The sequence below is a fragment of the Salipiger sp. PrR003 genome (genome assembly GCF_010500785.1).
Classification (GTDB): Bacteria; Pseudomonadota; Alphaproteobacteria; order Rhodobacterales; family Rhodobacteraceae; genus Salipiger; species Salipiger pacificus_A.
The window spans coordinates 55,827-68,243 of the sequence record NZ_JAAGOV010000028.1 but is presented as its reverse complement, the minus strand read 5'-3'; the positions used below and the strand labels follow the sequence as shown (position 1 = coordinate 68,243).

Below are 12,417 nucleotides of genomic sequence, written 5' to 3'. Positions count from 1 at the left end.
TCGGCTAAATCCCCCTCACCCGAAGGCGATGCCTTCTCCCGTGCCCGGGTAGCTCAGGGGTAGAGCAGTGGATTGAAAATCCTCGTGTCGGTGGTTCGATTCCGCCCCCGGGCACCACTTTTTCCCAGAAAGACAGTGGTAACAGACGCTTAAGTGGAATGCTTGCTACTGCAGCATCCTCCTCGATCGGTCGATTGCGTTCCAGAGCACAGCAAGTTGCTGCTCAGACGATGAGGCGCACCTTTGCGCTATCCACCGCCGGGAAGCCACAAGGCGGCTTTGAGAGGTCTCCGCGAAGTATCGCCAGCGCAGCATCGCTGGCCTCCGCTCATTGAGCGAAGCGCGCCAACGACACACGGACCAGCACGTCGGATCGACGCGACGGAGCGGGCGGAATCGTGGCGCCCATGCGCGCTCCACACTTTTCGGGCGTCACCACCCAGAACAGGAGTGTATTCATCTCAAGAGCAACGAGGCCTGACTTCCGAAATGGCCCGGGTGGATCCGCGGCCCCCAAAAGTATTCGGCCGAAGAATAAGGGGCTACGATCTTGCCGCCATAGTGTGCCCGCTGCCATCGTCGTTCCAGAGCTACAGACCCGGAGAGTCGGTGCCATCAGTCGCAACGATCGCGTCCAACGTTTCGTCCCCTGTAAATTCCCCGAACAAGGCCTCGGTGCTTTCGGCGCTGTAGGGCGTCAACCTCCTTGGCCGCTACCGACAACCAAATTGGCTGGTTTTGACCGCTGCGTTCTTCGTTGATGTTACTGTGCGGTTTCCTCCTCGTGCTTGTCGCTGATGTTGTCGCTTGAGGCTGTCGGCGGAGCGACAGCCTCGGGTGATTGTCGGGAGGCTGCAGCTCGCCGGCGGTAGCTGTCCCCATTCATCTCCAGGAAGGTCGCGTGGTGGACCAGCCTGTCGATCGCGGCAACGGTGACAGCCTGGTCTGGAAAGACGCTGCCCCAGGCACTGAAGGGCTGGTTGGCGGCGATCGCGAGGCTCTTGGTCTCGTAGCGCCGGGCGATGAGTTCGAAGAGCACGGAGCTCTCGGCCTGATCTTTCTGCGCGTAGGTGATGTCGTCGAGAATGATCAGGTCGAACTTGTCGAGCTTTGCCAGAGCAACCTCGAGGGCGAGGTCGCGTCGGGCGGCCTGGAGCCGCTGCACCATATCAGTGGTGCGGGTGTAGAGGACGCGCCGCCCGGCTTCGACCAAGGCATGTCCGATGGCGCAGAGGACATGGGTCTTCCCGGCGCTGGATGCGCCGTGCGTCACGGTCGGCGAGCTCGATTTCGGCCAAGGCAGCAAGAAAGCGGGCCTCGGGCCAACCCTCGGCATCGGCACGCCCGGCCAGAGCGAGCCAGTGCCGCTGGATGCTGGGGAGGCGCAGCGCAGTGAGCATGGCGGGCAGCGCATGCACGTCGACGGGGCGCGGCACGGGCGCGGTCATGCCTGGCCCTCCAGCAGGGCGTCGAAGCTGGCGAGGTCGGTCAGGGTGACAGGTGTGTCTCCCGGCAGCTCGCGCCGCCGCGGTACCAGCTTCGGCTTCAGGGCCCGGGCCTCGGGCAAGAGGCCCTCGTCAAGGACGCCGGCGATCAGCGCCGCGAGCTCGGCCTCGCAGGCTTCGTCATGGGCAAGCCAAAGCAGGTCGACCATCCGGCGACAGGCGTCCCTGCGGGGCAAGGCGGTGGAAAGCGCAGCCCAGGCGGCCTCGTACTCGCTGCGGGGAAACAGGCCATCGCGATAGACCGACCCTGCCAAGGCCTGCGGCTTGCGGCGCAGGGCGTGGATGACATGGCGGTAGTTCACGCAATGGACACGCACGCCGTCCCGACGCCCGCGCTGCCTGGGGTGGGTGACGACCCGGGTAGCGCCGAGGAATGCCTCGATCGGATCGTCGTAGACATGAACCCGCAGCCGCTTGCCGATGAGCTGGGAGGGCGCAGAATAGAAGACGGCATGCACCAGGAAGCCGCCGGTCTTCGTGACGCGGGAGACAACCTCGGTGAAGTCGGTGGTGCGCCGGATGGGCAGCGGTCGCAGCGTGGCCATCTCAGTGCGCACAGCGACCTCGCGCCGCCGGTTGCGGCGGGCGACCAGTTCGTCAACGAAACGCTTCCAGTCGTCGAGCTCGGCGATGTCGCGGGAGCCGCGCAGGATCAGCGCTTGGTCGAGAGCGACCTTGAGATGGTTGTTCTGAGCCTCGGCGGCGCCGTTCTCGTGGGCCTCCCCGGGATTGTTGCGACTGGCCAGCATGCCGTAATGGGCGCAGAAGGCGTCATAGCGCCGGGTCACGTCCGCCGCGGCATTGGCATCGAGGTTGCGGTAAGCGGCCGAAAGGCTGTCAGTCCTGTGCTCCTGAGGCACGCCGCCGAGGGTCCAGAGCGCGTTCTGGAGGTTCTCGGCCAGCGCCGTGAAGCTCTCGCCGCCCAGGACCACGGCAGCATGTTCCCAGCCGCTGTAGGCCAAGACGAAGTGGAAAAGCCGGTGCTCCAGCGGCACGCCACCGATGGTAACGCCAAGCCTGCCCGCATCCGTGAAGTCCGACAGCGCCATCCGGCCCGGCTCGGGCGCTTGGCGGAAAATTACATCGCGCTCGGGGCCGTGCAGGGCACGCCAGTCGCGAACGCGGCGCTCGAGGGTGCAGCGGACCCGATCATCAGGGAAAGCGTCTGGATCGGCCATCTGTAGGTGGCGCAGGAGTGTCACGGCTTGAACGGCCGGATCGCGTTCGAGGATCGGCAGCAGAAAAGGTTCCCAAACCGCCTCGAGCGGATCAGGCACGGTACGCCCGCGGGCGGGTTGGCGCTGCGAAGGAAGGCGGGGATCCGCCTCGAGGCGGCGGGCAGTGCGTTCGCTGAACCCTGCGCGGGCGGCAGCGATACGCTGGCTGTATTGAAGGCGGTCGGTCATGTAGACTCCCACTTGCTGGTCGGTGACGGGTTTGCCCGGCAAGGTCGGATCTCCGTTTGGTAGCAGAGACTTCGACCCTACCGGCCCGCAGCGGCCAGCACCCCCCCCCCGCAATCCCCCGTGAAGAGAACCGCGCCGCCGCCGCCAGCCTTCGGTCGGGCTACGCCCTCCCTACGGCTGGCGGCGGCGGCCAACTTGCCTGACGGTGCCGGTCAAGATGGTTGTCGCCCACCACGGCGCCGAGAGGCGAGGTGTCGCTGCGTGCCATAACCTGGAAACGCCCCGCGCCACCATTCTCGAAGATGAGCAAGGGCTCGGAGATGTAGCTCGTCGCGAATAGATCGACGTCACCATCGCCATCCGCGTCCGCCGCGTCCTGGATATCCACCAGATCCTCTGGGCGGGAGAGAGTCATTCTCGAGGATTAATCTTTGCAGCGGAAGTCCGATTTGAAGGTCGTACCTCTCAGCGATGAGGAACTGCCCACCGCCGATGTTCTCATAGATGGTGAAGGAAAATTCGAATTCGACGGGACCTGAGTCGTCGTCCTGAGGAGGGATCTCGACGATGCCATCGAGCGACTGCAGGCCGCGAAACTCGACGAAATCGTCGTCGCCATCTCCGTCCGCGTCGGCAGCCAGGGCCGATCGACCGCCCGAACGGACGCCGGGATCTGCTACCGCGCAACGACCGGTCCTGGCGTTGCGCCCGATCATCACCCGATTGCCGACACCGTCTGGATTGACCGCCTCAAACCAGATATCGGTCGCACCCGGCAGGCTCATGGGGGTCAACTCGGGATAGTCTACCCGCAGCGGCGCGCCGCCCTCGCCCTGGCCACCCAGTTCGATCACGTCATCGCCCGAGAGAACCAACCATTCCAAGGTGAATTCCGTATGGCACGCGCGGCTCGCGAGCGCGGCGCCCTGGTCCGAGTCCCAGTTGAAGGCGGCGATCTGCTCGCCGTTCAGAAGCACCTGCAGGAAGGAGACCCCGACGGTCGCACCCATATATCCAAACGTCAGGTCACAAAGCCCTACTGGCCCAGCGAAGACACCGCCAGCAGAAGAAACGCCATAAGACGCTTGGACTTAAGAGCCCCGTAGGCGCGCGGATTGGTGGTACAGTCGAAGCCCTGCAATCCTCCGAACCATTCGATCTCGGTCCTTCCTAGAAGAATCTCCGTAAAGAAAATAAAACTTGGCGGAACGAAGCGCGTGACTCCTTGGGCGGTTGTTGCCACGGCCGCGACCTGCAATGACATTGATGACTCTGAACCGCAGCAATTAATTCAGCAATTAACATGCGACATTGCTCACCGGAAAAGATTCGATTGAACCGTCACTTTGTGGCACCCCAAGACAAACAGATTTTTGCCAGCGCTGGTTCATGGCGCTTGGTCCCGGAACGATCCTGGTCGCGCATCACGCACCAAGCCGACAACGATCAAAATGACCGATCCCTGCGCGGGTCAGCGGGGATCTTGATCCTAGCGAAAGACAGGACGTACGTACGCCGAGCGCTCCTTGCCTGAGCGAGGGACCGCTTCTTTCTAAAAAGGGCTGTTCCGATACCGCGGGAGGCAGCGATCGAGGCTGCCCTCGGCAAGGTGACGCGGCTGCCTCGCATGAATGGAGTGGCCCGGCACAAAGACCGGGCCACGCATATTTATAAGCAGGTCGGGGTCACTGACGAAGAACCGAAAGGCTTGCGCTGTCCCAGCCCAGCCAGACCATGGAATCGCCCAGTTTCATCGTCGTGTCGGTGTCGGTATAGGCGCGAAGCCGTGCGGCACCGGCCTCTTCTACCAATATGTCAACAGCCACGCGGCTGCCGAGGAAGGTCCGGTCAACGATCCTCCCCATGACCGCGTTTCCGGTGAGGGGCTTTTCGGCCGCCAGCCGAATCTTCTCGAGCCGAAGCGAGGCACTGACTTCCTGCCCCGTGCCGGGCACCTCTGCCGGCGCCCGGCCCCTCAACTCGATTCCGCGCCAGTCGACCACGATCTCCTTGGAGGCATTGTCCACCCCGCGCACGGTGCCATCGAGCAGATTGGTCGCCCCGATGAACTCCGCCACGAAACGCGTCTCAGGGCGGAAATAAAGGTCTTCGGGCGTGCCGTCTTGCTCAATGCGGCCTCCGTTCATCACCACGATGCGATCGGACATGGTGAGGGCCTCGTCCTGATCGTGGGTCACGAAGAGGAAGGTCTTGTCGGTGCGCCGCTGGATCGACTTGAGCTCCATTTGAACCTGCGTTCGCAGCTTCGCGTCGAGCGCGCCGAGAGGCTCGTCGAGCAGCAACAATGCCGGATCGGGCGCAAGCGCCCGCGCCAGTGCCACCCGCTGGCGCTGTCCGCCCGAGAGCTGCGATGCGTAGCGGCTCGCGAAGGGCCCGAGTTCCAGGAAGCTCATCACCTCGTCGAGCCGCCGCTTGATCTCGGCCTTGCTCAGCCCTTTCAGCTCTAGTCCGAAGGAGATGTTCTGCGCCACGGTCATATGCGGGAAAAGCGCATAGTCCTGGAACACCATGTTGACCTTGCGCTTTTCCGGCGGTTGCGCGGTGACATCCTGTCCCTCGAGGATGATCCGCCCGGTGTCGGTCTTCTCGAACCCGCCGAGGATGCGCAACGTGGTCGACTTGCCGCAGCCTGACGGGCCGAGGAAGGTGACGAACTCGCCCGGCGCGATCGACAGGTCCAACGGGTGCAGCGCCTGCGCCTTGCCGTAGGCCTTGGAGACGCCTTCGAGGCGGACGATAGGTTCCTTTTCGGACAGCATGTCAGTGCTCCCTGTTCATGCGGCGGCTGGAGCGCTCGGCCCAGACCCCCAAGACCGCGGTCAGGATCAGCACCACGGTAGAGATTGCGTTGATTTCCGGCGACATGCCCGAGCGCAGCTTGGCGAAGATCAGAACTGGCAGAGTCGGGTCGTAGGAGCCGAGGAAGAACGAGCGGACGAAATCGTCGAAGCTCAGCAGCAGACAGAAGATCGACGCCCCGATGATGGCGGGCATCAGGTAGGGCAGCGTGACCCGGGTGAAGGTGACGAAGGGATCGGCGCCGAGATCACGCGCCGCCTCGCCAAAGCTCTTCGGCAGGGTCGAGAGCCGCGCCATCACCACCAGCGCCACGAAAGGCACGTTGTGCACCGCGTGCGACCACATAATTGCGAAGCCCCCGGGCTCGATGCCGAGCTGGCGCGCGTAGACACGGAAAGCGATGGCCGAGATAATCCCGGGCACCAGCGCCGGTAGGATGGTCAACGCGTATACCGCGAAGCGGCCGACGAACTTTCGGCCGCTCAGCAGCACCGCCAGCCAGGTGCCCATGGCCACCGAGACCACGGTCGAGCCCACCGCGATGACCAGCGAATAGACGAAGCTCGACAGAACCGTGCCGTCGTCGAACACGCTGAGATACCAATCGAACGTCCAGCTGTTGATCGGGAAGCCGATGAACTTGCTGTCCTTGAACCCCATCAGGATCATCAGCAGCAGCGGCACGAAGAGGTAGACCACGAAAGCCCAGAAGAAAACGGAAAGCCAGACGCGTCCGGAGCGGGTCATTTGCTGTCTCCCTTGCGAAGCGCTGCAATAAGGCGGGCGAAGATCCCGGTGAGCACCAGCGCGGCGAAGAACATGATGACGGCGAAAGCCGCGCCCGTGGGCCACTGATCACCGGCCACGTGGAAAAAGCCCGCGATGGTCTCGGCAAAGACCGTGGTGTTGGGCCCACCCAGAAGCACAGGTGTGCCGTAGTAACCGGTGGAGATGAGGAACACGAGCGTGGCGCCCGAGCCGATGCCTTCCAGCGACAGCGGAAGTGTGATGCGCCGGAACCGCGTCCAGGCGCCCGCGCCGAGGTCGGCGCCGGCCTCGGACAGGTTTCGCGGCAGCTTCTCCAAGGCCGAGTAGAGCGGCAGGAGCATGTAAAGCGCAGTGAGATAGATCAGGCCGACGCTGACCGAGAAGCCGGTGTACATAAAGGGGATCGGCCGGTCGATAAGGCCCAGCGTCTTGAGCGCGAGGTTGATCGCGCCATTGTTGCCAAGCAGGATCATGATCGCGTAGGTGCGCACGATCTCGCCGGTCCAGAACGGGATCAGCAACAGCAAAAGCAGCGCAAGCTGGTTCTCGCGCTTGACGTAGCGGGCCAGGTAATAGGCGACCGGATAAGTGATAATCAGAGTCACCAGCGTCAGCACCGCCGAATAGGTGATCGTCCGCAGGAACGGCATCATGAACACGCTCTCTTGGAAGAAGCGTGCGTAATTGGCCAGCGTGTAGTGGTTTTCCTGTCCCGGTGCGATGGGATAGGCGTCCAGCAGGCTGACCTGCAGCATCTGAAGCATCGGCCCGAGGTGCTGGGTGACGATCCAGATCAGCGGGATCAGTGACAGCAGCACGAACTGCCTGCGGGGCGAAGCGAAGAGCAGCGAGACGAGTGCCTGATAGGGCCCCCAGTTGACCAGCCGGCCCCAGAATGGGCGGCGGTCGGCTGCGTCTCCCGCCGCGGCGGAGCGGCGTGCCCCAGCATCTACGGCGTTGTTGGTCATGGCGTTTCCTCTCTGCACGAAGCGCGTGCGTCGGGCTGCGTGGCCCTGTTTTGACCCCGCAGCCCCGGTCTTTGTGCTCAGGCGGCCTTGATAGCTTCGACGGCAGGATCGACGAGGCCGTACTTCATCTCGTTCGCCTCAGCGCGGAAGAACTTCATGCCCGCCAGTTCCTCGTCGGTGAAGGAGGTCGCGGCCTTCTCGGCGTCGGTGAGATACTGGTCGGCGCCCTTGAATGTCGAAATGAAACCCGACGCCTTGGTCATCGCGGCCCCGACCTCGGGCGACGCCAACACGGCGTTGAGGAAGGTGTAGGCATTGTCCGCATTCGGCGCGTTATTGGCAATGTTGTAGGTGTAGACGAAGCCGTAGCTGCCCTCTTTCGGGATGGTCATCGACACCGGGAAGCCTTCGGCCATCAGTGCGGCGATCGGGCCGTTCCAGGCGCAGGCCATGGTGATGTCCTGGTTGACGAACATCTGCTGCACCTCGGCGCCGCCGTCGTAGTACTTGCGCGCCAGCGGCTTCTTTTCAATCAGGAAGTCACGCGCCTCGGCGACGATCTCGGCGGCCCGCTCGGGGTCGTTGAGATACTCGACCATGTTGCCGTCGTAGCCCTTCATCAGCATGACGATCGACATCATGTCCTGCAGAACATAGGCGGTCTGGCCGGCGTATTTGTCCGAGAAGAACGGCTCCCAGGACTGCACGTCCTCTTCTGGCACCATGTCGGTGTTATAGGCGAGCACCTCCATGCCCGACAGGATCGGCGCACCCCACTTATTGCCGTTGATCGTCGACCAGTCGCTTTCCGAGTAGATCGGGTTGATCGTGCCCCAGTTGCTCAGCCGGTCTGTGTCGAGCGGTGCCAGCAGGTCCGATGCAATGAATTGCAGGAAGCGATGGCCTGCGACGGTAAGGATGTCCACCGTCGGGTTCGGCGCCTCGGCGGCCAGGAGGTTGAACTGCTTGCCCTGGTCATCAACGAGGCGGACGTTCACCTTGATGCCGGTCTCGTCCTCGAACTGTTTTTTGAAGTCCTCGGGGATGAAGTCGGTGTAGGTCCAGATATTCACCTCGCCGCCCTGTGCGTAGGCGCGGCGTAGGTAGACCGGGCTGGCCAGCGTGCCGGCTGTGGCGGCCGCGGTGCCCATGAATCGGCGGCGGTTGAGGATCAGTTTCGACATGAGGGTTCGCTCCTAGTTGGTGGAATGCGGGTCTTTGAGGCCCGTCTGGTTGAGATCGGCGCCGGCCCGTCGACCAGCGTCTGTGTAGCCACGCCAGCTCGTCAGCCGGCGCTGGCCCGGTGCTGCTCCGGGCCCGGACGCCGCCCCGACAGGGCCAGCTCCCGCATTTCGTCAAGACTCAGATCGCCCAGAGATAGGGCAGACAACAGCTCGTTTTCCTGTTCGAAGTTTCGGCCATACATGGCCGAGAACAGCTTGACCCCCGAGCGGTGCAGCTCCGCCGGCACGCCGATGAGGTCGCCTAGCACGACCGTCGGCACCAGCCCGTAGGGCACGTCCTCGGTGATGTAGCGGCTGTCGGCGGTGGCCGGGCCCTGCCCTCCGGTGCCCGCCGCGACCAGCGCAGCGTTCATTTCGTGGATAGACGCGACCGGCACGTGGTAACTCTGGTGGTAGTGCTCAAAGATGGTCTTCACGCTCAGCCCCAGCGCCTCGGCGATGGCCAGACGCTCAGCGTCAAGCGCCTCCATCAACCGCCCCACGTTGCGCGTGACGTTGCCGGCCTGCGACCAGACCTCCCCATGTTCCATGCGGGTCATGTTGCCGAGCGCGATGCCCATGTGGTTCTGCGGATTGAGGTTCGACAGGGCGATGGCCAGAAGCCCGTCGCGCGGCACGAAGACATCGCCAAACAGCGCCTGGCAGGTCCGGAGTGCCTGGGTCTGCGCGTCGGCCGGTACAGTGCACATATCGATCTTGGCGCGGATGGTGTTGACGTTGCACTCCGCAACGCCGGTGCGGCGCCCGGTGAGCGCCGTGGTGCCCCAGGCCGTGATCGGCAGCGTCAGGCCCCGCGCGGCCAGCAGCTCGGACAGGTAGACCGCGCCGAAGGAGGCATGCGACGAGACGATGACCTGCTGGCCCTCGGACAGGTGTGGCGCGATGGCGTCCATCACCGCCTTGTGGCCGTAGCCCGGCACGGCGATCAGCACCACGTCGCGGCCCGCGACCAGCACCTCGGCGCTGTCCGCCACCTCTGGTTGGAACACCCCCGACAGCGCGCCGGAGGCGGTCAGCCCCTGCCTCAGCCCATCGGTGCCACGACCCGAGGGAGACCAGAGCGCGGTTTTGTGGCCGCGGCTTTCCAGCACCGCGGCAGTGCCGAAGGCGATGCTGCCCGCCCCGGCGATCCCGATAGAGAGGCTCATGCGTCCACCTCTTGGCGCACCGGATCGCCCAGGATGTGCATCAGCCGGTTGGCCCAGCCGAAGAGCGCAGTCGACAGGATCAGATCGAGGATCTCCGCCTCGTCTAGCCCCACCTCTCTCAGCGCCGCCATGTCCTCGGGCGCCGCTTCGGAGGGCGCCGCCGAGAGCTTGCGGGCAAAGTCGAAGATGGCGCGGTCGCGCGGGCCAAGATCGGCCTTCTCGCCCTTCAGGAAGAGCTCGTCGGTAACCGTTGTGTCTTTGAGGATCTGCGCGTGGCGAGAAGCATGCACGGCAGCGCAGTAGATGCAGCGGTTGACCATCGAGGCGGCCAGTGCGCCGACCTCGCGCTCGGCGCGGCTCAGGCCCTGCTTGTCGTACATGATCGCGTTGAACAGCGGCGAGCGCACCTTCAGGCTCTCGACGTCATGCGCCAGTGTCAGCACGTAGTCCGAGACCTTAGTGTTTGACGGTGTAACCTGGAGCGCATCGAGCTGCTCGGGCGTTGCCTCCTCGAGCTTGACCGGCGTCACGCGCGGCTGCCAATGCGGCACGTTGCGGGTGAACTTGTGGATGACCTTGCTCATGCGCCCGCTCCCGTCATCAGCTTGAGCCCCGCGACCAGCCGCAGCTGGTAGGCCAGAAAGGCGTTGAGTTCGCAGAGCCGAACGATGTCGGCATCGGACACCCCCGCGGAGAGCAGGGCCGAGATGTCCTCGGCCGTCACGTCGCGCGGCAGCATGGCAACGGAATCCATGAAAGCGACGACCCGCGCCAGTCCCATCACCGCCCCGTCCTCCGAGGGATCGGCCAGCGCGGCATAGTCTTGGCCCGCCATGCGCGCGGCATAGCGCCGCGCGGTCTCTTCCTGCCCGTTCAGCCGTGCGATACGGGCGGCCAGCGCCGCGCGCAGGTCGGCCGGCCAGGCGCCGCAGTCTGCGGGCGCGAGCACGGCCTCCTCGGCGGTCTGGGTCATTTCCAAGATGTTGCCGCGCAGCTCTGCCGCGGCGGCGGCGGGCCCTCCTTCCGTCACACCGCCCATGGCGGTGCTGGTCAGGGTCGAGAGGTCGCTCATGCCACAAGTCCTTTGGTCGTCTTGTCTTCGCCCGGCAGCTCGCTGGGCGTCCATTCCTCGCCGTTCAGCTCCGGCGTCTGGTAATCCTGCAGGATCTGCCAGTGCTTGGCCACATCCTCGGCGTAGAGTTTCGCGCAGAGCTCGCGCGCCAGCCACGCCGCGCCTTCCGAGACGCCCGGGATGTCGCCGCTGACCTTGCCCAAGCTGGCGGTGGCGCCGTAGTTGAAGCAATAGACGTTGCCGAGCCAAGGCGCGGTGCCGGGCACTTTCTCGCGGAAGGTGAAATCCGGGTTGAGATAGGGGAAGCGGCCGAGATCGGGGCTCTTTTCATCCTCCGGCGGCGTGTAGACGTCTTGCCAGAGCTGTATCGCGTTGGCCGCCTCGCCGAACTCGCGGCGCATCTCGGGGTCGGTGACGAAGCCGGTGCCGAGGATCAGGAATTCCGCGGTGTAGCTGCTGCCGTCGGAGAAGTTGATCCGCACCTGATCCCCCACTTGCTCGACAGAATCCGTGGCCTTGCCGAAGTGGAAATGCGCGTTTGGATGGCGACTCACGCGCACCGTGGATCCATGTGGCGGCGGGGTCTGGGTGGCGAAGCTGTACTGCATGAAGCGCCAGCGCCACGCATCAGGCAGATCGGCATAGCCACATGTGAATCCGTAGGAGCCGATGCCCATCATCTTGTTGATCGTCGGCATGTCCTTGCGGCGGATCAGGTGACGGACCTCGGCCGCGCCATGCTCCAGTGCTTCGGCGGCGTTGTCGACGGCAGAGGCGCCGACGCCGATCACCCCGACTTTCTTTCCCTTCAGCGCGTTGAAATCGATGTCGTCGGCGCTGTGCGCCCACAGCTTTCGCGGCAGCCCCGCCATGAAGCCAGGGATATTGGGCTTGCCGGTGCCGTCGCGGCCGGTCGCCGAGATCAGCTTGCGGGTCAGGATGGATTTCTCGGGTGCGCCGCTCAGGTGCAGGCGCAGCAGGTCGCCCTCGGGCTCGACCCGGTCGACGCTGACCTTGTTCTCGACCGGCACGTTCAGCGCCTTGCGATACCAGCGCAGATACTCCATCCACTGCGGCCGCGGGATCTTGTCGAGCTTCTCCCAAGCCTTGGTACCGAACTGCGCGCGAAACCACGCCTGAAAGGTCAGCGCGCCCAACCCGAAGGCCGGGCCAGTCAGCGTCTTGGGCGAGCGCAAGGTGACCATGCGCGCATAGTTCAGCCACGGCCCTTCCAGCCCTGCCGGGCTGCGGTCAAGCACACGCACATTGTCGATGCCCCCCATGCGTAGCGCCAGCCAGGAGACCAGGCCGCACATGCCTGCGCCGATGATCACCACGTCATGAACCTTCTCGCCATGCACCTCCCGGGCCGGCACCCAGGATTTTCCCGGGTAGCAGAGGAACTCGAGGTCCTCTTGCAGCCGCGCCTCGAGGGCGGCGAGGCCCTGTCCGTCGATGGCGGGGGTGGCGTGTTCGGTCATGGTTC

At 64.5% G+C, this 12,417-nt stretch carries 12 protein-coding genes and 1 tRNA gene; 1 reads left to right on the top strand and 12 read right to left on the bottom strand.

From position 1 onward, the window contains the following. The first annotated feature begins 42 nt into the window (after positions 1-42). A tRNA-Phe gene (locus tag G0D83_RS05535) sits at positions 43-117 on the top strand. A gap of 646 nt (positions 118-763) precedes the next feature. Here G0D83_RS05535 and G0D83_RS05530 read toward each other — a convergent pair. The 12 genes from G0D83_RS05530 to G0D83_RS05475 all read right to left on the bottom strand — a co-directional run bounded on the left by G0D83_RS05530 (position 764) and on the right by G0D83_RS05475 (position 12,412). After that, a complete protein-coding gene (locus G0D83_RS05530) occupies positions 764-1,273 on the bottom strand; it encodes an ATP-binding protein (protein ID WP_370457168.1) in 510 nt (169 codons plus the stop codon). A gap of 171 nt (positions 1,274-1,444) precedes the next feature. After that, on the bottom strand, positions 1,445-2,911 hold the full coding sequence (gene istA / locus G0D83_RS05525; protein WP_235939575.1) for an IS21 family transposase: 1,467 nt from the start codon (positions 2,909-2,911) through the stop codon (positions 1,445-1,447). Between the two features lie 347 nt (positions 2,912-3,258). Then, positions 3,259-3,921, bottom strand: a complete 663-nt coding sequence (locus G0D83_RS05520; protein WP_164190386.1) for a hypothetical protein — start codon at positions 3,919-3,921, stop codon at positions 3,259-3,261. Between the two features lie 26 nt (positions 3,922-3,947). Continuing rightward, positions 3,948-4,175 (bottom strand): hypothetical protein, encoded by a 228-nt coding sequence (locus G0D83_RS05515; RefSeq protein ID WP_164190384.1) that lies wholly within the window; start codon positions 4,173-4,175, stop codon positions 3,948-3,950. Between the two features lie 421 nt (positions 4,176-4,596). Next, on the bottom strand, positions 4,597-5,691 hold the full coding sequence (locus tag G0D83_RS05510) for an ABC transporter ATP-binding protein (RefSeq protein ID WP_108964793.1): 1,095 nt from the start codon (positions 5,689-5,691) through the stop codon (positions 4,597-4,599). Between the two features lies 1 nt (position 5,692). Continuing rightward, positions 5,693-6,478, bottom strand: a complete 786-nt coding sequence (locus G0D83_RS05505; protein WP_108964792.1) for an ABC transporter permease — start codon at positions 6,476-6,478, stop codon at positions 5,693-5,695. Further along, positions 6,475-7,467, bottom strand: coding sequence for an ABC transporter permease (locus G0D83_RS05500; RefSeq protein WP_164190382.1), 993 nt, complete (start codon positions 7,465-7,467; stop codon positions 6,475-6,477). The genes G0D83_RS05505 and G0D83_RS05500 overlap by 4 nt, the downstream gene beginning before the upstream one ends. 77 nt (positions 7,468-7,544) lie before the next feature. Further along, positions 7,545-8,651 (bottom strand): PotD/PotF family extracellular solute-binding protein, encoded by a 1,107-nt coding sequence (locus G0D83_RS05495; protein ID WP_164190380.1) that lies wholly within the window; start codon positions 8,649-8,651, stop codon positions 7,545-7,547. 101 nt (positions 8,652-8,752) lie between these two features. Next, positions 8,753-9,859, bottom strand: a complete 1,107-nt coding sequence (locus G0D83_RS05490) for an NAD/NADP-dependent octopine/nopaline dehydrogenase family protein (RefSeq protein WP_164190378.1) — start codon at positions 9,857-9,859, stop codon at positions 8,753-8,755. Further along, on the bottom strand, positions 9,856-10,443 hold the full coding sequence (locus G0D83_RS05485) for a peroxidase-related enzyme (protein ID WP_164190375.1): 588 nt from the start codon (positions 10,441-10,443) through the stop codon (positions 9,856-9,858). The genes G0D83_RS05490 and G0D83_RS05485 overlap by 4 nt, the downstream gene beginning before the upstream one ends. Continuing rightward, a complete protein-coding gene (locus G0D83_RS05480; RefSeq protein WP_108964787.1) occupies positions 10,440-10,931 on the bottom strand; it encodes a hypothetical protein in 492 nt (163 codons plus the stop codon). The genes G0D83_RS05485 and G0D83_RS05480 overlap by 4 nt, the downstream gene beginning before the upstream one ends. Next, on the bottom strand, positions 10,928-12,412 hold the full coding sequence (locus tag G0D83_RS05475) for an NAD(P)-binding domain-containing protein (RefSeq protein ID WP_164190373.1): 1,485 nt from the start codon (positions 12,410-12,412) through the stop codon (positions 10,928-10,930). The genes G0D83_RS05480 and G0D83_RS05475 overlap by 4 nt, the downstream gene beginning before the upstream one ends. Between the last annotated feature and the right edge of the window lie 5 nt (positions 12,413-12,417).

Excerpts from the sequence above, each read along its gene's own strand:
- istA (WP_235939575.1), bottom strand. The coding sequence starts at position 2,911 with ATGACCGACCGCCTTCAATACAGCCAGCGTATCGCTGCCGCCCGCGCA.
- G0D83_RS05520 (WP_164190386.1), bottom strand. The coding sequence starts at position 3,921 with ATGGGTGCGACCGTCGGGGTCTCCTTCCTGCAGGTGCTTCTGAACGGC.
- G0D83_RS05515 (WP_164190384.1), bottom strand. The coding sequence starts at position 4,175 with ATGTCATTGCAGGTCGCGGCCGTGGCAACAACCGCCCAAGGAGTCACG.
- G0D83_RS05510 (WP_108964793.1), bottom strand. The coding sequence starts at position 5,691 with ATGCTGTCCGAAAAGGAACCTATCGTCCGCCTCGAAGGCGTCTCCAAG.
- G0D83_RS05505 (WP_108964792.1), bottom strand. The coding sequence starts at position 6,478 with ATGACCCGCTCCGGACGCGTCTGGCTTTCCGTTTTCTTCTGGGCTTTC.
- G0D83_RS05500 (WP_164190382.1), bottom strand. The coding sequence starts at position 7,467 with ATGACCAACAACGCCGTAGATGCTGGGGCACGCCGCTCCGCCGCGGCG.
- G0D83_RS05495 (WP_164190380.1), bottom strand. The coding sequence starts at position 8,651 with ATGTCGAAACTGATCCTCAACCGCCGCCGATTCATGGGCACCGCGGCC.
- G0D83_RS05490 (WP_164190378.1), bottom strand. The coding sequence starts at position 9,859 with ATGAGCCTCTCTATCGGGATCGCCGGGGCGGGCAGCATCGCCTTCGGC.
- G0D83_RS05485 (WP_164190375.1), bottom strand. The coding sequence starts at position 10,443 with ATGAGCAAGGTCATCCACAAGTTCACCCGCAACGTGCCGCATTGGCAG.
- G0D83_RS05480 (WP_108964787.1), bottom strand. The coding sequence starts at position 10,931 with ATGAGCGACCTCTCGACCCTGACCAGCACCGCCATGGGCGGTGTGACG.
- G0D83_RS05475 (WP_164190373.1), bottom strand. The coding sequence starts at position 12,412 with ATGACCGAACACGCCACCCCCGCCATCGACGGACAGGGCCTCGCCGCC.